Here is a 23633-nt window from a genome sequence, read left to right on the forward strand (position 1 = left end):
AGCTGTAGAAGGAGCGTACTACGGGGCTGTCGGTCGACGGAGGCGGGCCGGAGTGGCGGGGGCTGTGGGTGGCGAGGGGCCGGAGGCCGGTGGGTGACGGCCGGCCCGGACCGAGGCGGTGCGCGGCGGGTGACCCGGCCCCGGTAGAAAGGAGGGATGCGGCGAAACGAGGACCAGAAGCGGGACGATGCGGGGCGGCCGGACCGGCGCACGGTACTGGCGGACGCCGCGATCGGCGTGCTGGCGGACCTCGGCGTGCGCGGACTGACCCACCGGGCGGTGGACGCGGCGGCCGGGCTGCCGCTCGGGACCACCTCGGCCTACCTGCGGACCCGGCAGGCCCTGCTCACCGCGCTGGTGCGACGGCTGGTGGAGCTGGATCAGGGCGAACTGCACGCCATGGGGGAGCAGGTGCCGGTCCGTTCGGCGGCGGAGCTGTCCAACGGGATCGCGGAGTTGGCGCGGCGCCGCCTGTCCGGGGACGGGCGGCGGCGTTCGCTCGCCCGGTACGCCTGCGCGGTGGAGAGCGTCCGCGATCCCGAGCTGCGCGAGATCCTCGTCCCGCGGGAGAACGCCGGGCGCGCCGCCGTCCGTGACTTCCTCGCCGCTCAGGGCGTGGCCGACCCCGATGGGCGGACGGCCGTGCTGCTGGCCTGCATCGACGGCCTGGTCTTCGAGCACCTGGTGGGCGGCGGCGAGCCCGGGGTGGACGCGATCCAGGGGCTGGTGGCAGCCGCCCTGCGGGGAGCGGTCGCGAGCTGAGCCTCGCCGGCTTTCGCCGGCCCTCGTCGCCTGGTCGCGCCTCGTCGCGCCTCATCGACGCGACCGGGCCCGGCCCATGCGGCTCGCCCTGGCCGCCCGGTCCGCGTCAGCCGGGCGAGCCGGGCGACCAGGGCGGGGCTGCCGGGAGTGCGTCCGGCGGTCCGTCGCCCGATCAGGAATCGGGTCCGTGCGGGTGCCTCAGCTCGGAGGCGTAGCCGGCGAGCAGGATGCGCAGCGTGCGGTGGAAGCACTGCTCGGAGTCGAGCCCCTCTCCGGTGGCGAAGGCCTGCGCGAGGTGGGGGTAGGCCTCCTGGTCCAGGGCGGCGAACTGTTCGGGCCGGGGTTCGGTGCACTCGTGATGGGGCGTCTCGCCGGCCTCGCCCAGCGTGTGCCCGATGGTCCACCGGACGACGGAGTTGAGTACGTCGAGCGCGTCGCCGAGTGGGACGCCGTCCGCGTGGAGCACGGCGATGCCGCGCTCCAGTAGGGCGAGGGCGACCGGCGTGGCGACCGGGCGGGTGGCCAGCACGGTGAGTATGGCCGGATGGTCGAGCAGCAGTCGGCGCAGCTCGACGGCGAAGTCCCGGACCGCCTCCGTCCACGGGCCGTCGGGCTCGCCGAACAGGCTTCCCGCCGACAGCTCCAGCAGGCGCTCCACCATGCCGTCGAGCAGGGCGGCCCTGCTGGGGATGTAGTAGTAGAGCGTCATCCCCTCGACACCGAGCGCCGCACCGAGCTTGCGGTTGGAGAGCGCGGCGAGGCCGTGTTCGTCCACGTAGGCGAGTGCGGCGTCGATGACCTTCTCGCGGGTCAGCCCTGTCCGTGGGCGGGTACGCCGGGTCGGCATCGGTTCCTCCTTCACCCCAATGGGCTCCAGCGGGGCTGTGCGGCCCGCGCCCTGGCGAGTCTTGCAGTGCAAGAGAACCACACTCGACGTCAGCTTCTTGCGCTGCAAGAAGTCTCTGGGGAGGGTGTCGTGCAGCTTGTCGCCGTGATGGTCCGCAGGCTCAACGAGGACGTGGAGTACGGAGGGTTCCGCAGGGCGTGGATCCCGGAGGGCCCGTCGCGGTCGGTCGCACAATAGCGGCGCTCCGAGGGAGGTGGTCGCCCGGGGTATCCGAGCCTCTGCCCGGTCCCGCCGAACCCAGGCCGACCGACGACTTCGAGTGACAAGGCATCAGGTCAATCAACCGTCAAGTTGGTTCATTCACAGAATATTTCGCGAGGCGTTCTGCGTCGGGTGGATGATTTACGCCGCTCTAAGGTCTTCCCACGGAGATCTCCGGCTGACAGGCTGGGGCCGCCCTTTCAGTACGGAGGAGGTTCCTTGTCCCGCATATCCACGCTGGCCGGAGCGGTCACCTGCGCTCTCGCACTTGTCACCGGCACCGCCGTCGCCGCGTCGGCGGCGCCCATCGACCAGGCCCCGGGTCTGGCCGAGGCGAAGGTCGACCCTGTCGCCTGGACGCCGTGCAACCCCGACCCGACCAAGCCGGACCCCGGCATCTACGACTGCGCCGTTTACCCCGTGCCGCTGGACTACGACAACCCGAAGGGTGAGAAGGTCGGCATCGCCATGATGCGGCGGCGGGCGAGCGACCCGTCGAAGCGGATCGGCTCGCTGTTCCTCAACCCCGGCGGCCCGGGCGGCAGTGGTTACCTGTGGGCGACGACCGCCCGCTTCGGTGCCGAGGTGCAGTCGAAGTTCGACCTGGTCGGCTTCGACCCGCGCGGTGTGGCCCGGAGCAACCCGCTCAAGTGCTTCAAGACCCAGGAGGACGCCGACGCGGTCACCAACCGCATGGTCGGCGTGCCGGTCACCAAGGCCGAGATCAACGAGACGCTCGACGCGGATCAGGACTACACCGACGCCTGCAGCAAGAACGCCGGCCCCCTGATCGAGCACATGTCGACCATCAACGTGGTGCGCGACCTGGACCGGATGCGCCGCGCCGTCGGTGACTCCCAGCTCACCTTCGCCGGGTTCTCCTACGGCACCCTGATCGGTTCGACGTACGCCAACATGTACCCGAACAAGGTGCGCGCGATCATCGTCGACGGCAACGTCGACCCGGACCTGCGCCTGCACAACGGCCTGGAGTACGACCGCCAGCGGGCGAACGGCTTCGAGATCGCCCTGGACGAGTTCCTCAAGCGCTGCCAGGCCGCCGGCGCCCCGCGCTGCGCCTTCGGCGACGGCGACACCCGGGCCAAGTTCGACCAGCTCCGCGACCACCTGCGGACCAGCCCGATCACGCTGCCGAACGGCTCCAAGGTGACCCTGAGCACCTTCACCGGGGAGGTGGCCAGCGCCCTGTACTCGCAGGCCAAGCTCGCCCCGCTGGCCAAGTCGCTCCAGGCGACCTACCAGGTGTTCCAGAAGCCGGCCGCGACCGCCCTGCTGGCCCCGCAGGCGAATGTCTCGGACGAGGACGCCAACCTGCTCTCGGTGGAGGTCCCGCGGGCGGCCCTGCGGGAGGCCCCGGTCGACTCCGAGTACACCGCGGACGACTCCTACCTGGCCGTCAACTGCCAGGACAAGCCGTACCCCTCCAACGACCGGGTGTTCGCGAACGCGGCGAAGGCCTGGGAGAAGGACATGCCGACCTTCGGTCGCTACCAGGCCTTCGACGCGCCGGCGTGCGCGAGCTGGCCGGCCCCGGCCCGGGACGCCGAGCGCTTCACCGGCCCGTGGAACAAGAAGACCTCCAACACCGTGATGGTGATCGGCAACCTCTACGACCCGGCCACCCAGTACAAGTTCGCCCAGCGGATGCAGCAGGAGCTGAGCAACGCGGTGCTGGTCAGCGTCGACTCGATCGAGCACTGCGCCGTGGGCCGCAGCCAGGCGCTGAACAAGCTGGTCACCCGCTACCTGGTGGACGGCACCGCGCCGGCCGCCGGCCAGCTGCTCAAGCCGGACGCGGAGATCTTCCCGGCGGTCTGACGGAACGGCCCCCGGTGACCCGGGGGAGGAGTTGACGGTCGTGGTGGTCGGCGGTGCTGCCGGCCACCACGACCGTGCTTTACGGGCGATTTCCCGGAGCGCCCGGAAGGCCCGGGGAATGCGGCAGTGGATCGTCATCGAACCTCCGGTGGAGCGGATTCCTGCGAGTCGTCGGCGACCGTAGCCCATGCCACTGACAATCGCGTTCCGGTGCGACCGCGAAGGTCACGGCCGGTAAGGGGTACGGGAAATGACGTACTGTCACACTATTCAATAACCAATTCCCGCGCCCGGGCATCCGTGTTAGCGTGCGGGCCGCCGGCTTCTCTCGAACTCGGGAAAGTGAGGGCGGGCCATGCAGGACGAATTCTCCCGGCGGGGTTTCCTGGGCGGTGCCGGTGCGGCGGCCGCCGGGATCACCGCCGGTTCCACGGGCGCGGCGGCAGGCGCGGCAGCGGCCGGGGGCGCGCACCGGGAGCTGTCGCGGGGGCGGTCGGTGCTGCCGGGCGATCCCCGGTACCGGACCCTCGCCCAGGGCTTCAACCAGCGGTGGAGCAGCACCCCCGCGTACATCCGGCTGGTGGGCAACGAGGCGGACGCGGTCGCCGAGCTGAACCGCGCGCTGGACGCCGGGCTACGGCCGACGGTCCGCGGCGGCGGGCACTGCTACGAGGGTTTCGTCGACAACGACGGGGGCGTCATCCTCGACCTCAGCACGATGCGCGGCGTCGCCGCCTCGACCGACAAGTTCGGTCGGCCCACGTACGGCGTCGAGGGCGGCGCCACCAACTGGGACGTCTGCACCACGCTTTTCCGCGAGTACGCCGTCGCCCTGCCCGCCGGGTCCTGCTACTCGGTCGGCGCGGGCGGGCACGTCTGCGGTGGCGGGTACGGCCTGCTCTCCCGACGGCACGGGCTCACCGTCGACCACCTCGTCCAGGTCGACGTGGTCACCGTCCGGGGCGGCCGCGCGGTGGTGACGCAGGCGCACCGCGAGGACGCGCAGGGCTCGCCCGAGCAGGACCTCTTCTGGGCCCACACCGGCGGCGGGGGCGGAAACTTCGGGGTGGTGCTCCGGTACCACTTCGCCTCGGACGTGCCCCGGCCGCCGCCCCGGGTCTGGCTGAGCAGCGTGGCCTGGCCCTGGGCCGAACTGCTCGCCCGGCCAGAGGACTTCGAGACTCTGGTGGCCAACTTCGGCGCCTTCATGGCCGAGCACAGCGGCCCGCGGGAGCCGGTGTACCAGGGGCTGTTCGCGATCCTCAAACTCACCCACCACTCCAACGGGAACGTCGTTCTGTTCAGTCAGTGGGACGGGGAGGACCCGGGCCCGCTCGACGCGTTCGTGGCGGCGGTCGAACGGGGGATGACGACGCGATCGACGGTGCAGACCCGGGCGGCCGGCGGGCTGTTCCTGCCCTACCCGGACAAGCGGCGCCAGATGCCCTGGTTCCAGGCGACCATGACGCTCAACCCCTCGGGCGACAACCAGCGCGGCAAGTACAAGTCGGCCTACCACCGGGAGCCGTTCGCGCCGGAGCAGATCGCCGCCTTCCGGGACTGGCTGGTGCGCGACGTCGAGGGGGCGGACCTCTCGAACACGCTGGTCCAGATCGACTCCTACGGCTGCCGGATCAACACCCGCCGTCCCGAGGAGACGGCCGTCCCGCAGCGCGACTCGATCATGAAGCTGCAGTACCAGACGTATTGGACGGACCCGGCCGAGGACGAGAAACACCTGGCCTATCTGAGCGGGCTGTACCGCGACGTCTACCGGGGGGCGGGCGGGGTCCCGGAGGTCGACACCGCGACGGACGGCGCCTACGTCAACTACCCGGACAACGACCTGGGCACCGCCGACCAGCCCGACCCTGCCTACCCGCGCCTCTATTACAAGGGCAACTATCCACGGCTGCAGCGCACCAAGGCCCACTGGGACGGGGAGGAGGTGTTCCACCACGCCCAATCCATCATCCCGGCCGAGTCCTGAGCAGTGAGCCCAGAGCAGTGAGCCCTGAGCCCGAACTCCGGTGCCCGAACCCCGGTGCCCCGGAGGCGTGGGGAGGCGCCCCGCATCCCCACACCCGTGACACGACCCCGGGTCCGCTCCGCTAGGCAGCCCGCTCCGTCTCCTCCTCGACGATCCGTCCGTCCCGGACCTCGATCACCCGGTCGGCGAGCCCCATCAGCGTCGGGTCGTGGGTGGCGACCAGCACCGTGACGCCCTCGCTGCGCACCACCGCGCGCAGCAGCTCCATGATCGAGCGGCCGGTCTCGGAGTCCAGCTGACCGGTGGGCTCGTCGGCGATGATCAGGCTGGGCTCGTTGGCCAGCGCACGGGCGATGGCGACGCGCTGCTGCTGGCCGCCGGAGAGCTCGCCGGGGCGCTGGTTGGCGTGGTCGGCCAGCCCGACCAGGGCGAGCAGGGTGTGGGCGCGCTCCTCGCGTTCGGCGGCCGGGGCCTTGCGCAGTCGCATGGGCACGCCGACGTTCTCGGCGGCGGTGAGCATCGGGATCAGCCCGAAGGACTGGAAGACGAAGCCGATCCGCTCCCGCCGCAGGGCGAGCCGACCGTCCTCGTCCAGCCCGGCGAGGTCGATGCCGTCCAGCGCGATGCTGCCGCCGGTCGGCGTGTCCAGGCCGCCGACCAGGTTGAGCAGGGTGGTCTTGCCGGAGCCGGACCGGCCCTTGAGTGCGGCCAGTTCTCCGCGGCCGACGGTGAACGACACGCCGCGCAGGGCGTGCACGGTCCGCTCGCCGGTGCCGAAGCTGCGGCGGAGATCGGTCACGGCCACCATCGGCTGGGCGGTGGTGGTGGCGGTGTCGGCGGTGGCGGCCTGATGCTGCGTCATGCGGCGTCCCCCCTGTGGGCGTGGCGGCCCGGTTGTAGCCGGGTCCCGTCCGGGTCTACGGATATGTCTGCTCCGGTGGTTCACCTTCCCGGGCGGGAATCCGAGAAGAGGGCGTCCCGGGTCAAAAGGGCGCGCCGAAGCCGGAGTTGTGAAGTGTTCATGGCATTCAAGTGGGGGCATCCCCGGCCGGGATGCTATCAATGAAAGGAATTTGCTCACTGGTTACTTGATTCGCGCAAGTCCCTTCCGTTCCTGGATCGAATCTGACAGCATCGTCCGCTATCCGGCGACCGATTGCCGGTGGTCAATGCGCCGGTGTGCTCGCGATGTGTCCGTCTGTGGCCGATTTGTACTCGGGCCGGATCGATGAGCGGGGCCCGGGGATGCAACCGGGGACGTAAATCCGGGGGAGGAACTTGATGCTCGGCTTCGTCGTGCGCCGACTGCGCGGGCGAGTGCCGCTGGCTGCCGCTGTCCTGTTTGCGGTGCTGATCACCACGTCTGTGCTGACCGCCTTGGTGGCCTTCAACAGCAGCGTCGGTGAGGCCGGCCTGCGGCAGGCGCTCCAAGGGTCCGGTCACGCCCGGACCACGGTGGCGGTGACCGGTGAGCACGGGCTCGACCAGCGGTCCAAGGACGAGGCGGCGCTCGCCGCCTACCGGCAGAAGCTCTTCGGAGACCTGCCCGTCCACACCGACAGCCTGACGCGCAGCCGTTCCTACAGCCTGCCGGTCTCCGGCGCCGCTGCTGACGGCACGCCCGCGACCGGCACGCCTGCGACCGGCACGCCCGCGACCGGCAGCGGCGCGGGCAGCGCCCCCGGCGCCCCGCTCGACCTCACGGTCCTCGCCGACCTGGACCGCGGCCGGGTCCAACTGGTGGCCGGCGCTTGGCCGGGTGCCGCCACCGGACCGGTGCAGTCCGCCGCCCCGGAGGCCGCCGTCCCGCAGAGCCTGCTGCGCCGGCTCGGGCTGACCGAGTCGGCCCTGCCCGCCGAGGTCAGGCTCGTCGACCGGAACGACGGCAAGCCGCTGACCGTCCGGATCACCGGCGTCTACCGGGCCACCGACCCGACCGCCCCGTACTGGCGGATCGACCCGGTCGGCGGCCACGAGATCGAGGTCGGCGGCTTCACCACCTTCGGCCCGATGATGGTCGACCGGAGCGCCTTCGCCACGGCCGGCCTGGTCCAGGGCGGCGTCGGCTGGTCGCTGGACGCCGACTTCTCCGGCGCCGACCGGGCCACCGCGCAGGCCGTCGGCAACCGCGCCCAGCACCTCTCCGAGGAACTGCGGGGCACCGCCTCGCTCGGCGCGACCACCGACCTGCCGGACATCATGCACGAGCTGTCCGACAGCATGGTGGTCGCCCGGTCCACCCTGCTGATCGGCGCCCTCCAGCTGGCGGTGCTCGCCGCGGCGGCCCTGCTGCTGGTCGTCCACCTGATCGCCGCGCGGCAGGAGTCCGAGAACGAGATCCTCGCCGCGCGCGGCGCCTCGGCCTTCAGGCTCGGTTCCTTCACCGCCCTGGAGTCGCTGCTGCTGGCCCTGCCCGCAGCGGTCTTCGCTCCACTGCTGACCCCGTTCCTGGTCCGCGCGCTGGCCGGCCTCGGCAGTTCCCGCCAGGTCGCCCTGGACACCGGCATCAGCTGGTCGCTCTGGCCGGTGGCCGTGATCTGCGCGTTCGCCTGCATCCTGCTGGCCACCGTGCCCAGCGTGGTGCGCGGCGTCGGTGCCGCGCTGCGCCGCCGGGCCGGACGCCGTCAGGCCGTGGTCTCCGGCGTCGCCCGCAACGGCGGCGACCTCGCCGTACTCGCCCTGGCCGTGCTCGCCTACCAGCAGCTCGACCAGTACGGCGGCGGGCTGTCCCCCGACTCCACCGGCCGGCTCGACGTGGACCTGCTGCTGGTCGCCACCCCGACCCTGGCACTGTGCGCCGGGACCCTGGTGGTGCTGCGGCTGCTCCCGCTCGTCGCCCGGCTCGGCGCCCGCGCGGCGGCCCGCGGCCGCGGCCTCGGGCCCGCCATGGTCGGCTGGCAGCTGGCCCGCCGGCCCGGCCGCGCCACCGGACCCGTCCTGCTGCTCGTCATGGCCGTGGCCACCGGTGTCCTGGCGCTCGGTCAGCACGCCACCTGGACCTCCTCCCAGCGCGACCAGGCCGCCTTCGCCACCGGCGGAGGCCTGCGCATCTCCGGTTCGCACAACGCGCCGATGGGCCAGGGCGGCCGCTACGGCAGCCTGCCCGGCGGCGACCGGCTGGTCGCGGTGGTGCGCGACGAGCAGCCGCTGCCGGGCGGCGCCGGCCAGTTGCTGGCCGTGGACGCCGCCGCCTTCGCCGACCGTGTCCCGGTCCGCTCCGACCTGCTCGACGGCCACACCGGCAACGAGGTCTTCGGCACGCTCACGGCCCCCGCCCCCGTCGGCATCCCGCTGCCCGGCTCCCCGCTGCGGATCGACGCCGACATCGCGGTGAGCCAGCAGGACCAGGCCAAGTGGATCAGCAGTGCGGTCCACCCCGAGGTCCGGCTGCTGCTGCGCGATCGCTTCGGCCTGGTCCACAAGGTCCCGTTCGGCGATCTCCCGCTGAAGGGCGATGTCCGTTCCTCGATCCGGCTCGACGCGCTGGTCGACGCCCCGGTGGGCTCGGTCGCCGCCCCGCTGACCGTGGTCGGCGCCACCGTCGCCTTCAGTGACCGCAGCGACGGAGATGTCGTGGTGCGGAACCTGGCCGTCGCGGAGACCGCCGACGGACCCTCCACGGCCGTCCCGGTGCCAGCCGGCACCGGCTGGAACCTCAAGCCCCCGGCCTCCCGCAACCCCTCGGACAGCACGCCGGTGGCCGCGCTCGACTCCGGAGCGGCCGCCGCCGACAACCTGTTCACGGTCCGTTACCACTCCGCCCGCGGCATCGGCGACTCCGTGCGCGCCGTGCTGCTCCCGACCGGGCCGGCCCACCCCGCCGCCGTCAACGGCGTCGCCACCCGCGACTACCTGAAGGCCGTCGGGGCCTCGGTCGGCGACACCCTCCAGGTGCCGCTCAGCGGGGTCGTCGTCCCGGTGAAGGTGACCGGCGCGATCGAGGCGATGCCGGTGGCCGGCCGGCGGGCGCTGGTGATGGACCTCGACTCGGCCGCCCGGATGCTGTCCGCCCAGGACCGCAACCTGCCGACCCGCACCGAGTGGTGGCTGCCCGCCACCGGGCCGGGCGACCGCGCCCCGGCCGAGGCCGCCGCCGCCCTGCGCGCCGCCCCCGGAAGCCAGGACCTCGCGCTCTACGACGAGGTCGCCGACGGGCTCCTCGGCGACCCGGTCGGCGCCGCCCCGCAGAGCGCGCTGATGGCCATCGCGATCGTCACCGCCGTGCTCGCCGCGATCGGCTTCGCCGCCGCGGTGGCCGGCTCCGCCCACGAGCGCTCCCGGGACTCCGCGCTGCTGCTCGCCCTGGGCGCCCCGCGCAAGCAGGTCACCCGCACCGTCGCCGCCGAGAACGCGGTGCTGGTCGGCCTCGGCGGGATCGTGGGCCTCGCCCTGGGCGCCCTGCTCGTCCGGCTGATCGTGCCCTTCGTGGTGCTGACCCCGGCCGCCCGCCGCCCGGTGCCCGAGGCCCTGGTCGAGCTGCCGTACGGTCAGGCGCTGCTGTTCGCGGCCGCGATCGCCGCCGTTCCGCTGCTGTCGGCCTTCCTGCTCGGGCGCCGGCGTCGAGACGTGGCTTCCCGGCTGCGCCACGTGGAGGAGATGTGACCACCAAGGCCGGCACCACCGTGCCCACCCCCGCGCCGGGGCCCGCGTCCGGGCCCGGGCGCGCCCACCGGCCCGCGCCCTGGGTCCGCACCCGGCTGCGCGCGATGCCGCTGGCCGCGCTGCTCACGGCGGCCCTCGCCTTCGTCACCGTGTTCCTGGCGGCGGCCTTCCCGCGCGTCGCGGACCGGAGCGCGGACACCGCGCTCCAGGAGTTCACCCGAAGCCTGGGCACCGGCGTCACCAACCTGGAGTTCACCGCCGAAACGGGCCGCGCGGACACCGGGGCGGACCTGGACGCCATCCAGGGGAAGCTGGGCGAGCGGATCGGACGGGACCTCCCGCTGGGCTCGTCGGCCCAGGCGTACGGCACCCGGGTCAAGACCGGGCGTCAGATGTTCAACCCGGGGTTCACCCGGCTCTCCGAGAACGCCACCCCGGCGCTCGGCCTGTACTACCTGCACGGACTCGCCGACCGGGCGACCCTGACCGCGGGTACCTGGCCGGGCCCCGCCCCGGCCGACGGCCCGCTGCCGATCGTGCTGAGCCAGCAGGCCGCCGAGGCCGTCAACATCAAGGTCGGCGACGTCATCGAGAGCGGCACCGACGGACCCGTCGTGCTGCGCAGCACCGTGGTCGGCCTCTACCGGGTCAACGATCCCCAGGACCCGTTCTGGGAGGGGCTCGGCTGTCCGGCCAGGGCCTGCCTGGGCCTCAAGGGCGATGACGCCTGGTACTGGACCAGCGGCTTCGTCGACGGCGGCAGCCTGACCGCGCTGGCCCGCTGGGGTTCGAGCGGCCAGAACTTCTGGCGGCTGCCCGTCGACCCCGACGCACTGCACGCCGACCAGCTCGACCGGACCCGCGCGACACTCGCCTCGTACATGGCCGGCCCCGGCATGACCGCACTGGTCGACTCGACCCTCCGGGCCGACCTGCACGCCACCTCGCTGATGCCGGACGTCCTCGCCCGGGCCGCCGACCGCTACCAGGCCGCCGGCCCGCTGGGCGCCATCGGGCCCGCCGGGGTCGCCGGCGTCGCGGTCGTGGTGCTCTGTCTGGCCGCGGCGCTCAGCACGGACCGGCGCACCGCCGAGATCCGCTTGCTCCAGGCCCGCGGCGGCTCGCGCGGCGCAGTGCTGCTGCGGCTGCTCGCCGAGGGCGTGGTGACGGTGCTGCCCGCCGCCGTGCTCGGCACGGCCCTCGCGCTGGTGTTGCTGCCCACCTCGCGCTGGGGCAACTCGGTGGTGCTCGCACTCGCCGTGACCCTGTTCGCGATCCTGGCCTTCCCGGCCCGGGCCGCGCTGCTCTGGGCGCGTCCGCGGGCGGCCGGCGGCTGGCGCCGGGTGATCGGCGAGCTCGCCGTGCTGGCCGTCACCGCCGCCGCCGTGGCCGAGGTCCGCCGTCGCGGCGTCGGCCACCCGGGCAGTGCGGTGGACCCGCTGCTGGTGGCCGCCCCGCTGCTGCTCGCCGTTTCCGGCGGGCTGCTGCTGGCCCGGATCGAGCCGGTCGTGGTCGGCTGGCTGGCGGCACTGGCCGGCCGCGGCCGCGGACTCGTCGGCTTCCTCGGTCTGGTCCGGGCGGCCCGCGACAACTCGGGGCGCCGCCGGCCCTCCGCACTGCCGCTGCTGGCCCTGCTGATCGCCGTCACGGCCACCGGCTTCGGCGCCACCGTGCTCACCGCGGTGGACCAGTCCCGCACCCGTGCCGCGCGGATCACCACCGGTGGCGACGTGTCCGTCAGCGTCCCGGTCTACGCGACCCTGCCGGAGGCCTTCACCAAGGCGGCCGGCGAACTGCCCGGCGTCCGGGCCGCCACCGGCGCCTGGATCGAGGAGCGGGCCACCTTCATCGGCGGCGACCGGGGTACCACCGACGCCATCCTGGTGGTGGTCGAGCCCGAGGCCTACGCGGAGATCTCCCGTACGGCCGGGGTCGGCCAGTACGACCCGGCCGGGCTGGCCGCCGCTCCGGGCGGCAAGGACAGCCCGGTGCCCGCGCTGTTCAGCCGGGACCTGGCCGAGCGACTGGCCACGGGCGCGCCGCAGGTGCGCACGCCCGGCGGCAGCCAGATGGCCACCACCGTCGCCGGGGTCGTCACCGCCACGCCCGCCCTGCCGGACCCCGGCAAGCCGTTCGTCGTGGTGCCGGTCGGCCCCGCTACGGAGCACCTGCCGGAGCTCAAGCGGGCGACCAAGGTGAACAAGTGGTTCGCGGTCGGCGACGTCGACCCGGTCCGGGTCCGCGCCCTGCTGATCGAGAGCGGCATCGGCGGCGGCGCGAATCTGGGGAAGCACGCCAAACTGGTCAACGAAGAGGCCAAGGCGGCGGGAAAGACCTCCGGTGGCCTGCCCCCCGGCTACGCGGTGCACAGCAGCCGCGACAAGATCGCCGAGCTGGCCGCCGACCCGGTGCAGCACGCGGCCGGACGGCTGTTCTGGTACTCGGGCTTCGCGGCCGCCGGGTTCGCCCTGCTGGCCGTGCTGCTGACGCTGCTGCGGGCCGCGCCGGACCGCACGGCGGTGCTGGCCCGGCTGCGCACCATGGGTCTGCGGCCCAGGCAGGGCCTGGCACTGATCGTCGCCGAGTCGCTGCCGCAGACCCTGGCGGCGGCCGTCGGCGGCGGCCTGGTCGCCCTGGCCGCGGTCGCCCTGCTCGGGGGCGCCTTCGACCTCTCGGCCCTGGTCGGAGCCAAGGTCGCCGACACCCTGGCCCCGGCGGTGATGCCGGTGCTGCTGCCCACCGTCGGTCTGACCCTGGTGGTCTGCCTCGGTGTGGTGGTGGAGACGCTGGTCGCCGGCCGGCGCCAGATCGCCACCGAACTGCGCGCGGGGGAGCGGCAATGAGGCCGGGAACGGCGGCGGCCGCGAGCGCGGCCGTGCGGCCGGAGACAGTGGCGGCCGGCGGCGCGGCGGGAAGGCCGCGACCGGCGGCCGGGAGCGGTGAACGGGCCGTGACAGCGGCGCGGGTCGCCGGGACAGTGGAGAGCGGTGCGATGAAGCAGACAGTCGAGACAGGAGACGAGCGGTGATGAGCACTCCCCAGGAGCGGACGGTCGTCGAGGCCCCCAGCCTCCAGGAGCTCCAGCAGCGGGCCCTCGCCGCCGCCTCGCCCAAGGCGTACGGCGAGGGATCGGCCATCGTCTGCGACCGGCTGGTCCGGATCTTCAGCGCGGAGGGGGTCGAGGTCCAGGCGCTCCAGGGCCTGGAACTGACCATCCGCCAGGGCGATCTGGTCGCCCTGGTCGGCGCCTCGGGCAGTGGCAAGTCCACCCTGCTCACCATCCTCGCCGGGCTGGACGTGCCGACCGCCGGCACCGCCACCGTGGCCGGCTGCGACCTGCTGGAGATGTCGGTCAAGGAGCGGCTGCGCTACCGGCGCGAGGTGGTCGGATTCATCTGGCAGCAGACCGCCCGCAACCTGCTGCCCTTCCTCACCGCCGCCGAGAACATCGCGCTGCCGATGCAGCTGCGCGGCCGCCGTTCCGGCGCCGGCGGGGCGAAGCAGCAGGCGGTCCGGGTGGCCGAGCTGATGGAGGCCCTGGAGATCGGCGAGCTCGCCCACCGCAAGCCCAACGAGCTCTCCGGCGGCCAGCAGCAGCGGGTGGCGATCGCGGTGGCGATGGCCAACAACCCGCCGGTGCTGCTCGCCGACGAGCCCACCGGCGAGCTGGACTCGGAGACGGCCGGGATCATCTTCGAGTCCTTCCGCACCGTCAACCGCGAACTGGGCGCCACCGTCGTGATCGTCACCCACGACCCGATGGTCGCGGGCGAGGTCCGCCGCACGGTCGCGATCCGGGACGGGCGGACCGCCAGCGAGGTGCTGCGCCGCACCGTGACGGACGAGCACGGCGAGGAGTCGGTGAACGAGCGCGAGTACGTGATGCTGGACCGCAGCGGCCGGGTGCAGCTGCCGGTCAAGTTCCTGGAGTCGCTCGGCATGGAGCACCGGGTGGCGGTCGACCTCGCGGCCGACCACATCGAGGTCCGGCCGGACGACATCGCCGGGCACTGACCCGGGAGCGCGTTGCCGACCGGGGGCGCGCACTGATCGGAGCGCGCCCACCCGTAGCGCGTTGCTGACCGGAGCGCGTTGCCGCCCGGAACACATCCGCCCGGAGCGCGCCGGTCCCGGGAGGCGGTCGCCGCCTCCCGGGACGGTCAGCCGTCGCCGCCCATCCGCTGGAAGAGGCCGCTGCCCTCGGCCCCGGTACGGAGGTCGGGCGGCGCTTCCTCCGCGGCGCGATCGCCGCGTGAGGTGGCGGTGCAGAGGGCGAAGACGATCAGGGCACTGGCCGCCACGGCGAGGATGCCCAGCGCGGTCAGGACGCGTAGCCAGGTCAAGGTAGTGCCTCCTGGGGGACGGTGCGGCCCGCACTGACCTGCACGACGCCGCCGGGGATGTATCGGCAGGCCGGGCCGCACGGTCGAGTGCCCACGGACGGTTCTTCCCGCCGGATGGTGCACAAGAAGTCGCCCACGTGGGCGCTCGAAGCACTTTCAGGGCGCGTCAGACCCCGTCGCGCGCCCCCACGGTGGCGGCCGCCCGTCCGGTGCCGCCGTCTATCTGGGCCCGCAGGGCGAGGAGGTCCGGCTTCCCGAGCCCGTTCAGCGGGATCGCGGGCAGCAGCAGGAGTGTGTCGGGGGCGCATCGGCCGAGGCCGCGCGCCCGGCACCACCGGTGCAGCTGCTCGGCCGTCAGCCGCGAGCCGGGGGCGAGGGCGACGGCGGCGTGCACCCGCTCCAGGCGGTCCGGGTCGGTGGTCGTGAACATCACGGCCTCCCGGACCTCAGGGTGGGTGCGCAGCGGCTCCTCGATCTCGCGGGGGAACACATTGTGCCCCTCGATGATCGCCATCGGGTTCCGCCTCCCCGCCACCGTCAGATAGCCGGCCGTGTCCAGGCTGCCCAGGTCGCCGGTGTGCAGCCAGCCGTCCCTGAACACCCGCTCGGTCAGCTCCGGGTCGCGCCAGTAGCCCGCCATGGCGGTCGGCGTGCGGACGCAGATCTCCCCGGTCCGGTCCGGCGGCAGCTCGGCGCCGTCCTCGTCCAGGACGCGCAGCCCGGTGTCCGGGTACGGCCGGCCGGCGGTAACCAGCAGCCGCGGTGCCAGGTGCTCGTCCGGGCCCAGCCGGGCGACCGGCCCGCACTCCGTCAGACTGTAGGTCTGGTGTAGCACCCGGCCCAGTCGCCGGGTCGCCTCGGCGAGGCGCCGCGGCGAGGCCGCGCAGCCGGTGTAGCCGACCCGGCGCAGGCTGCCGGTGTCGGTGCTGGGCAGCAGCGGGTGGTCCAGCAGCCGGTACAACAGGTGCGGCGGCAGGTACATCCGGGACACCCGGTCCCGCTCGACCGCCGCCAGCACGGCCCCCGCGTCGAAGCCGTCCTGCATCACCACCGTGCCGCCCGCGGCCAGCGCCAGATCCGCCGTGGTGCCGCCGCCGTGGCAGAGCGGAGTGCACAGCAGGAACACCGACCCGGACAGCAGCCGTGGGCGCGGCGGACGGGCGAAGCGGCGCAGCACCCCCTTCGGACGCCCGGTGGTGCCGCCGGTGAACCGCACCGCCATCACGTCCTCGGGCCGGTAACGGGGTTCGAACGGGGCGGGGGAGCAGGCCGCGGCGAGGTCCAGCAGGTCCGTGCCGAGCCCGAGCGGCGCCGGGCCCAGGGAGAGCAGAGCGGCCGAGGGCACGGCCCGGGCGATCCCTTCGGCCGCCGCCGCGCACCGGACCGGGTCGAAGACCAGCGCGGAGGTCCCGGCGAACTCCGCCAGCGCCACCTGCTCCGCGACCGGCCCGTCCGGGAACGGCATCGCGACCCGGCAGCCCAGCAGGTTCGCGGCCAGCCGCACCAGCAGCGCCTCCGGCCGGTTCCCGGCCAGCACCGTCACCCCGTCCCCGCGCCCGAGCCCGGCCCGCTCCAGCGCCCGGGCCGCGCGGTGGACCAGGTCCAGGCACTGCTGCGCGCTCCACGCCCCGTCCCCGGACCGGATCGCCACCCGGCCGGGATCGCGCGCCAGCCCGTCCAGCACCAGCGCGGTGTACGTCGGAGCCGCCTCCGCCATGGCCCGCCCTCCTGTCTGACGGCGTGTCAGCCTAGTGGATGTCCGGCCCCACGGATGCACTGCGGTCGACCGGGGCCCCACCGGCACCGGCGCGCGGGCGGGGGTGGGCCGTGGCCGGGAGCGGGGTTGTTGTTAGGGTTCCCGCTCGGACGTGAACGGGGGCTCGGGCTGGTGGGCGGCAGGGTGGACGCGGTCGTGGCGCCGTACGGAGTGGTCGATCTGCGGGGCGAGGCCGGGGCGGGCTTCGTCACCGCCTACCCGGCCGACGCCGTCGTGGTGGTGTCCGGGCTGCCCGGGGCCGGGAAGAGCACGCTGCTGCGCCGCTGGTCCGGGGCGGCGGTCCGGGTGGTGGACCCGCGGACGGTGCACGAGGCCTGCGAGGCGGTGATGCCCGCCGCCCTGCCCTACGCGGTGTACCGGCCGTGGGCCCGGCTGGAGCACTTCCGGCTGCTGCGCTCCTCGGTGCGCGGCGGGGGTCCGCTGCTGGTGCACGACTGCGGCAGCCGGGCCTGGATGCGGCGCTGGCTCGCCCGGGAGGCGGGCCGGCAGGGCCGCGAACTGCACCTGGTGCTGCTCGACGTCGGAGCCGCCACCGCGCTGGACGGTCAGCGGGCCCGCGGCCGGCATGCCTCCGCCAGGGTCTTCGCCCGCCACCGCCGCGGCCTGGAGGGGCTGTTGGCCGCCTTCACCCGGCACGTGCGCTCCGGCGGCCCGATGCCGACGCCGGAGGCCTCGTCCGTGCTGCTGCTGGACGCCGTCTCCCGCGCCCGCGCCGAGACGGTGCGCTTCGGAGCGGGCTGACCGTCGGCCGCGGACGGGCCCGGCCGGCCGGGTGCCGCAGGCGGGGCCGCCCGGCCACCGGCCGCGAGCGGGCCCGCGACGGGCGAGAATCGGCCTACTCGGGGACCATGATCGCCGGATCGGCCCGGGGCCGCCCCCGGCACTGCCAGACTGAGGCCGGCAGAGTCCGTCACGGAGAGAGGTCGCACCCCGCATGTCCAGCAGCGCCGTCGTCGAGAATCCGTGGTTCCGCAGGTTCAACCCGTCCGACTCCGCGCCCGCCCGGATCGTGATCTTCCCGCACGCCGGCGGCTCGGCCAGCTACTACCTGGAGTACGCCAACGCGCTGGCGCCGCACGCCGATGTGCTCGCCGTCCAGTACCCCGGCCGGCAGAACCGCATCGGCGAGCCGACGATCGGCTCGGTGACCGGGCTCGCCGAGCAGCTCGCCCGGGAACTGCGGGAGTGGGCGGACCGGCCGCTGACCTTCTTCGGGCACAGCATGGGCGCGGCCGTCGCCTTCGAGACGGTCCGGTGCTTCGAGCGCGACGGCGTGAAGGGGCCCGAGCGGCTGTTCGTCTCGGCCGGCCGCGCGCCCTCGCTGCCCCGCACGACCAGGATCCACCAGCTGCCGGACGACGAACTGCTCGCCGAGATCTCCGCACTCGGCGGCACGGACGAGCGGGTCCTCGCCCTCTCCGCCCTGCGCGAGCTGATCCTGCCGAGCCTGCGGGCCGACTACACGGCCGTCGAGACCTACCGCAGCGCCCCGGACGCGACCGTGTCGCTGCCGATCACCGCCCTGGCGGGGGAGTCCGACGCGCACGCCACCGTCGACCAGGTCGGCCAGTGGGAGCGGCACACCACCGGCGCCTTCGACCTGCGGGTCTTCCGGGGCGGGCACTTCTACCTGGCCGACCGGACCGCGGACGTGGTGGAGGTGATCACCGCGCACCTGCGCGGCTGAGCCGGTCCGGGCGGGCACCCGGAGCGGCGGCCCGACCGCGGCGACCCCGCGGGTCCTGTGGTGGCCCGGTGGCGCCCTGCGGCGGCCCGGCGGCGGCCCGGCGGCGGCGCGAACGGGCGCCGCGAACCGGACACCCGGCCGGCCCTCGAACCGACCGTGCCCGAACCGGTGACCGGAGCGCTCCCGCTCGACTACTGTGCCTGGTTGACGGCCCATCAGCAGATCATCGGGAGGCAGCCGTGCGCCGGATCGCCGTTGTCGGAGCGGGCCAGGCCGGCCTCCAGCTCGCGCTCGGGCTGGTGGCGGACGGGTACCGGGTGACGCTGGTCGCCGAGCGCACCCCGGAGCAGCTGCGCGCCGGCCGGGTGCTGTCCACCCAGGCGATGTTCGGCCCCGCGCTGCGGATCGAGGCGGCCGCCGGGCTGGACCTCTGGGCGGACCGGGCGCCGTCCGTCTCCTCGGTGGAGGCGGTGCTGGCGGCGCCCCCGGGCGTGCGCGCGCTGGAGTACACCATGACGCTGGACGAGCCCGCCCAGTCGGTGGACCAGCGGCTCAAGCTGGCCGGCTGGCTGGAGCTGCTGGCCGAGCGCGGCGGCGAGATCGAGTACCGCACCCTGGACCGCGCCGGACTGCACGAGCTGGCCCGACGGCACGAGCTGACCGTGGTCGCCGCCGGGCGCGGCGACCTGTCCGGGATCTTCGAGCGCAACGCCGTCCGCTCGCCCTTCGACCGGCCGCAGCGGGCCCTGTCCTGCCTGTACGCGCACGGCGTCGGCTCGCCGGACCCGGCCGCCGGCCCGAGGGCCCGGATGAACGCCCTGCCGGGCCTCGGCGAGCTGTACCTGCAACCGGCGCTCACCCTCTCCGGCCCCTGCGACATCCTGCTCTGGGAGGCGATCCCCGGCGGCCCGCTCGACGCGTTCGGCGACGCCCCGCCGCCGGACGTCCAACTGGCCCGGATCCGCGAGCTGTTGGGCGAGTACCTGCCCTGGGAGGCTGAGCTCTGGACGCAGGCCGAGCCGACCGACGCCGGGGCCGGGCTGTTCGGTGCCGTCACCCCGGTGGTCCGGCGTCCGGTGGCCGAACTCGGCTCGGGCGTGGAGGCCGTCCACGTGCTGGGCCTCGGCGACGCGGTGGTGGTGACCGACCCGATCACGGGCCAGGGCGCCAACAACGCCGCCCGGGCGGCCGAGGCCTGCCGCCGGGCGGTCGTCGAGCACGGCGACGCCCCGTACACGGCCGACTGGATGTGCCGCAGCGCGGAACGGTTCTGGCAGCAGCAGTCCCGCCACAGCGTGGAGTTCACGGCCGCGATGCTGACCGTCCCGGAGCACCTCCAGGCCGTGTTCGCGGCCGCCGCCGAGCACCCGGAGGTCGGCCGCCGGCTGGCCAACACCTACGCCGAGCCGAGCGACCACGCCGCCTGGCTGGCCACCCCCGAGCTCACCGCCGCCTACCTGGCCTCGGTCGGGGCGTAACCGAGGCCGGGTCGCAGCCGAGGTCGGGGCGCAGCCGCACTCGGGCGCAGCGGCCCGCACTTGCCGCCAGGCGGTCCGCGGGACGACGCTGGAAGGGAACGGCAACGAGCGCGGGAGGCGTCGCCCGTGGACGGACACGAGCCCGCGGGCCGGTCCGCCGTCGGCCACCGGAGCGTGCCGCACACGGCCGACCTGCAGGTCGAGGCCTGGGCACCGACGGCCGAGGGCTGCATCGGCGAACTGGTGCGCGCCGTCGTCGCCGGCTTCGCCGACCTCGGCGGCGCGCGGATCGTCGGCGAGCGGGACTGCACCGTCCTCGCGGTGAGCGACCCGGACCTGCTCGCGGGCGTCCTGGAGGAGGTCGTCTACCGGATGGACGCCGACGGCGAACTGCCGGTGGCGGTGGCGATCGGGCCGATCGAGGGCCTGGACGGCGCCCGCCGGGTGACGGTCCGCTTCCGGATGGCCGACGCCGCCACGGCCACCCTCGTCGGCGCCGTGCCGAAGGCCGTCACACTGCACGACCTGGACCTGAGCGCCGGACCGGACGGCTGGACCTGCCGGGTCACCGTGGACGTCTGAGCCCGGCCCCGAGCGAAGCGGACCGGACCTGCGGGAGCGGGGTGAGCGAGGTGGAGATCGCACTGGTCGAGGCGGGCCGGAACCGCTGGCGGATCGAGCCGCGCCCGCCGATGCGGGTGCCCGGCGTGGTGTTCGCGACCGCCGCGCTGCTGCCGCAGGCTGCCGGGGACAAGGCCCTGGAGCAGGTGGCGAACGTCGCGACGCTGCCCGGGATCGTCCGCGCCTCCTACGCGATGCCCGACGTGCACTGGGGCTACGGCTTCCCGATCGGCGGGGTCGCCGCCACCGACGTCGAACGGGGCGGGGTGGTCTCGCCCGGCGGGGTGGGCTTCGACATCTCCTGCGGGGTCCGGCTGCTGGCGTCCGGCATCGGCCGGGACGAACTCGACCGCGAACGGCTCGACCGCCTGATGGACCTGCTGGACCGCACCGTCCCGCGCGGCCTGGGCCGGGGCGGCCTGTGGCGGCTGTCCGGGGCGGAGGAACTGGACGAACTCCTGCTCGGCGGCGCCCGCTACGCCGTCGAGCACGGCCACGGCGTGCCCCGCGACCTGGAACGCTGCGAGGACCGCGGCGTGCTGGCCGGTGCGGCCCCCGGCGAGGTGAGCACCCGGGCGGTCGAGCGCGGGCTGCAGCAGGTCGGCAGCCTCGGCTCGGCCAACCACTTCCTGGAGGTGCAGGCCGTCGACCGGGTGCACGACCCGGGGACCGCCGCCGCCTTCGGACTGCGGCCCGGCCAGATCTGCGTCATGATCCACTGCGGTTCGCGCGGCCTCGGCCACCAGATCTGCACCGACCACGTCCGCGCCATGGACCGAGAACTCCACCGCTACCGGATCGAGGTCCCCGACCGCCAGCTCGCCTGCACCCCGGTCGACTCCCCGCGGGGCCGGGCCTACCTGGGCGCCATGACCGCCGCCGCCAACTACGGCCGGGCCAACCGGCAGCTGCTCTCGGAGTCGGCCCGCCGGGCGTTCGCCACCGTGCTCGGGGTCGGACTGGAACTGGTCTACGACGTCTCGCACAACCTCGCCAAGCTGGAGACCCACGAGGTGGACGGCGAGCTCCGGACGCTGTGCGTGCACCGCAAGGGCGCCACCCGGGCCCTGCCGCCCGGCGACCCCGACCTGCCCGCCGACCTGGTGGCGGCCGGGCAGCCCGTGCTGGTGCCCGGCACCATGGGCACCGCCTCGTACGTCATGGTCGGCCTGCCCGGCAACGAGGCCTTCCGCTCCGCCTGCCACGGCGCCGGGCGGGTGCTGAGCCGCCACCAGGCGCTGCGCACCGTGCGCGGTGAGCGGCTGAAGAGCGAGCTGGAGGCACGGGGCATCGCGGTGCGGCCGGCCTCCTGGCGGGCACTGGCCGAGGAGACGCCCGAGGCGTACAAGGACGTCGACGCGGTGGCCGCCGTCACGGAGGCCGCCGGGCTCGCCCGCCAGGTCGCCCGGCTGGTGCCGTTGGGCGTGTGCAAGGGGTGAGCCCGGGGGAGGGAGGGGTGAGTTCGCCGCACCGGTCCGGGCGCGTCCCTCGACTCGCCCGGCCGGGCGCGCTTTGATGTCGGACGCGTCCGTCACCGGAGCGCATCCGTCACCGGAGCGCGCCCGTCACGGGAGCGTCCGTCACAGGAGGTGGTCATGCCGGGGAACCCGGAGCCAGCCGTCGACCGCCGGGGCGCCGGCGACGGCCCGGTGATCGAACTGCGCTCGCTCACCAAACGCTACGGCGGCACGGTCGGCATCGAACAGCTGGACGTGTCGGTCGAGGCCGGCGAGGTGTTCGGCCTGCTCGGCCCCAACGGCGCCGGGAAGACCACCACGCTGCGCTGCCTGGTCGGCCTGCTCAGCCCCAGCGACGGGCAGGTGCGGGTGCTCGGCCTGGACCCGGTGGCCGACCACGGCCGGCTCGCCCCCTCGATCGGCTACCTGCCCGGCGAACTGCGGCTCTACCCCGAGCTCACCGGACAGCAGACCCTCGACCTGCTCGCCGCCCTCCAGGGCGCGCCGGTACCGCGCCAGCAGGAGCTGTGCGATCGCCTCAAGCTTTCCCGCGCCGACCTGGCCCGGCCGGTGGGGCAGTACTCGCGCGGCATGAAGCAGAAGCTCGGGCTCGTCCAGTCGCTCCAGCACCGGCCGCCGGTGGTGGTGCTGGACGAACCGAGCGAGGGACTCGACCCGCTGGTCCAGGAGACCTTCTACGAACTGCTCGCCGAGGAGACCGCCGCCGGGCGGACCGTCCTGCTCTCCAGCCACGTGCTGCCCGAGGTGCAGCGGACCTGCGGCCGGGTCGCCATCGTCCGCCACGGGCGGCTGGTCACCGTCCGCTCGGTGGCCGAACTGCGCCAGGCCCGGGCCCGCCGGGTCCGGCTGCTCCTCGACGACGGGCGCGGCGCCAGGCCGCTCGGCACCGCGGAGCGCTGGTCCCCGCGCTGGGACGGCCCCCGGGTCGAGCTGCTGGTGCCACCGGACGAGGTGGTCGCCGCGGTGCGCGACCTGCTCGCCGAACAGCCGGTGGCCGACCTGACGGTGGAGGAGGCAGGCCTGGACGAGGCCTTCCTCGACCTCTACCGGTCCGTCGGGGCCGAGGAGCACGCGAACGGCGGCAGCCCGCCGGAACCGGAGGAGCGGCCGTGAAACCGGGCACCGTCAACCGCCGCCTCCCGCTGGTCTGGCTCGCCCTGCACCGGCGGCGCCGGATGCTGCTCTCCCTGCTGTTCGGCATGGTCGTCTTCGAGACCCTGATCGTGGTGATCGCCGGGACCGTCCCGACCGGCGACCTGTTCGGCGAACGCCGCACCCCGCCCGGCGCGTTCAAGGCCTTCAGCGGTTCCAACGGCGACGTCTCCATCGCCAGCTACCCCGGTCTGCTCGGCGCCGGACTCACCCACCCGTTCTGGATCGCCCTCCAGCTGACCGTGATCGGCTCGCTCGGCGCTGCCGCCGTCGCGGCCGACGTCGAGTCCGGGACCATCGAGCTGCTGATGACCCGTCCGGTCTCCCGCCGCCGGCTGCTCGCCGAACGGGCCGGCGCCCTTATCGCCGCCACGGTGCTGCTCAACGCCGCCGCCACGCTGACCCTCGCGTTCGGGGTGGCGGCCTCCGCCCCCCTGCGTGCCGCCGTCCCGCTGAGCGCGGTGTTCACCGCCGGACTGCTCGGCTGCGCCCTCGCGTTCTGCCTGACCGGGCCGGTGCTGGCGGTCTCCGCGATCAGCCGGCGGCGGGCCCACGTGATCGGCGCGGCCGTCGCGTTCGGCGCGGTCGGCTTCGCGCTCAACTTCGTCGCGCTGGCCTGGTCCCCGGCCAGGCCGCTGCGCTACCTCAGCCCGTTCCACTACTACGCGCCGGGCGACGTGCTCGGCCACGGCGGAGTGCCGTGGGCGGCCTTCGGCGTCCTGATCGGGGTGGGGCTGCTCGGGCTGGCGGCGGCCTTCCGGCTGCTGGAACGCCGGGACCTGGCGGCCTGAGGCGG

At 74.3% G+C, this 23633-nt stretch carries 17 protein-coding genes; 13 read left to right on the forward strand and 4 right to left on the reverse strand.

Annotated features, from left to right (window positions below; all coding sequences use genetic code 11):
- Positions 1-156: 156 nt before the first annotated feature.
- Positions 157-762, forward strand: a complete 606-nt coding sequence (locus tag ACFVUY_RS39650) for a TetR/AcrR family transcriptional regulator (RefSeq protein ID WP_387736895.1) — start codon at positions 157-159, stop codon at positions 760-762.
- 172 nt (positions 763-934) lie between these two features.
- Here the strand turns inward: ACFVUY_RS39650 and ACFVUY_RS39655 are convergent, their stop codons facing one another.
- Positions 935-1609 (reverse strand): TetR/AcrR family transcriptional regulator C-terminal domain-containing protein, encoded by a 675-nt coding sequence (locus ACFVUY_RS39655; RefSeq protein WP_387736896.1) that lies wholly within the window; start codon positions 1607-1609, stop codon positions 935-937.
- A gap of 480 nt (positions 1610-2089) precedes the next feature.
- Here ACFVUY_RS39655 and ACFVUY_RS39660 point away from each other — a divergent pair, with 480 nt between their 5' ends.
- On the forward strand, positions 2090-3709 hold the full coding sequence (locus ACFVUY_RS39660; protein ID WP_387694344.1) for an alpha/beta hydrolase: 1620 nt from the start codon (positions 2090-2092) through the stop codon (positions 3707-3709).
- 355 nt (positions 3710-4064) lie between these two features.
- Positions 4065-5699 (forward strand): FAD-dependent oxidoreductase, encoded by a 1635-nt coding sequence (locus ACFVUY_RS39665; protein ID WP_387736897.1) that lies wholly within the window; start codon positions 4065-4067, stop codon positions 5697-5699.
- Positions 5700-5820: 121 nt separating this feature from the next.
- On the opposite strand, the gene ACFVUY_RS39670 is transcribed toward ACFVUY_RS39665, so the two are convergent.
- On the reverse strand, positions 5821-6561 hold the full coding sequence (locus ACFVUY_RS39670) for an ABC transporter ATP-binding protein (protein WP_387694342.1): 741 nt from the start codon (positions 6559-6561) through the stop codon (positions 5821-5823).
- A gap of 419 nt (positions 6562-6980) precedes the next feature.
- Here ACFVUY_RS39670 and ACFVUY_RS39675 point away from each other — a divergent pair, with 419 nt between their 5' ends.
- The 3 genes from ACFVUY_RS39675 (at position 6981) to ACFVUY_RS39685 (ending at position 14315) form a co-directional block, all read left to right on the forward strand.
- The gene (locus tag ACFVUY_RS39675; RefSeq protein WP_387736898.1) at positions 6981-10301 is read left to right on the forward strand and encodes an FtsX-like permease family protein; all 3321 of its coding nucleotides are present in this window, start codon (positions 6981-6983) and stop codon (positions 10299-10301) included.
- Positions 10298-13144, forward strand: coding sequence for a hypothetical protein (locus ACFVUY_RS39680; RefSeq protein WP_387736899.1), 2847 nt, complete (start codon positions 10298-10300; stop codon positions 13142-13144). Before ACFVUY_RS39675 ends, ACFVUY_RS39680 begins: the two co-directional genes overlap by 4 nt.
- Positions 13145-13328: 184 nt before the next feature.
- Positions 13329-14315 carry an ABC transporter ATP-binding protein gene (locus ACFVUY_RS39685; RefSeq protein WP_359903773.1) on the forward strand — a complete coding sequence of 329 codons (987 nt, stop codon included), beginning with the start codon at positions 13329-13331 and terminating at the stop codon, positions 14313-14315.
- Between the two features lie 146 nt (positions 14316-14461).
- Here ACFVUY_RS39685 and ACFVUY_RS39690 read toward each other — a convergent pair whose 3' ends face one another.
- Together ACFVUY_RS39690 and ACFVUY_RS39695 are read right to left on the reverse strand one after the other, a co-directional pair.
- Positions 14462-14644, reverse strand: coding sequence for a hypothetical protein (locus ACFVUY_RS39690; RefSeq protein ID WP_387736900.1), 183 nt, complete (start codon positions 14642-14644; stop codon positions 14462-14464).
- Between the two features lie 166 nt (positions 14645-14810).
- Entirely contained in the window at positions 14811-16361 is a 1551-nt protein-coding gene (locus ACFVUY_RS39695) for an AMP-binding protein (protein ID WP_387736901.1), read from the reverse strand.
- Positions 16362-16556: 195 nt separating this feature from the next.
- Here ACFVUY_RS39695 and ACFVUY_RS39700 point away from each other — a divergent pair, with 195 nt between their 5' ends.
- The 7 genes from ACFVUY_RS39700 to ACFVUY_RS39730 all read left to right on the forward strand — a co-directional run bounded on the left by ACFVUY_RS39700 (position 16557) and on the right by ACFVUY_RS39730 (position 23628).
- Positions 16557-17162, forward strand: coding sequence for an AAA family ATPase (locus ACFVUY_RS39700; protein WP_387694337.1), 606 nt, complete (start codon positions 16557-16559; stop codon positions 17160-17162).
- Positions 17163-17355: 193 nt separating this feature from the next.
- Positions 17356-18108 (forward strand): thioesterase II family protein, encoded by a 753-nt coding sequence (locus tag ACFVUY_RS39705; RefSeq protein WP_387694335.1) that lies wholly within the window; start codon positions 17356-17358, stop codon positions 18106-18108.
- Positions 18109-18347: 239 nt separating this feature from the next.
- The gene (locus ACFVUY_RS39710) at positions 18348-19586 is read left to right on the forward strand and encodes a styrene monooxygenase/indole monooxygenase family protein (RefSeq protein ID WP_387736902.1); all 1239 of its coding nucleotides are present in this window, start codon (positions 18348-18350) and stop codon (positions 19584-19586) included.
- A gap of 126 nt (positions 19587-19712) precedes the next feature.
- Positions 19713-20168 carry an archease gene (locus ACFVUY_RS39715; protein WP_387736903.1) on the forward strand — a complete coding sequence of 152 codons (456 nt, stop codon included), beginning with the start codon at positions 19713-19715 and terminating at the stop codon, positions 20166-20168.
- A 50-nt stretch (positions 20169-20218) separates the two neighbouring features.
- Complete coding sequence (locus ACFVUY_RS39720; RefSeq protein ID WP_387694332.1) at positions 20219-21646, forward strand: RtcB family protein; 1428 nt, start codon at positions 20219-20221, stop codon at positions 21644-21646.
- A gap of 156 nt (positions 21647-21802) precedes the next feature.
- The gene (locus ACFVUY_RS39725; protein WP_387736904.1) at positions 21803-22798 is read left to right on the forward strand and encodes an ABC transporter ATP-binding protein; all 996 of its coding nucleotides are present in this window, start codon (positions 21803-21805) and stop codon (positions 22796-22798) included.
- Positions 22795-23628 (forward strand): ABC transporter permease subunit, encoded by an 834-nt coding sequence (locus ACFVUY_RS39730; RefSeq protein ID WP_387736905.1) that lies wholly within the window; start codon positions 22795-22797, stop codon positions 23626-23628. Before ACFVUY_RS39725 ends, ACFVUY_RS39730 begins: the two co-directional genes overlap by 4 nt.
- Positions 23629-23633 lie beyond the last annotated feature (5 nt).

Origin of the sequence: Kitasatospora sp. NPDC058063 (assembly GCF_042885395.1) — a bacterium.
Lineage (GTDB): Bacteria > Actinomycetota > Actinomycetes > Streptomycetales > Streptomycetaceae > Kitasatospora > Kitasatospora lactacystinica.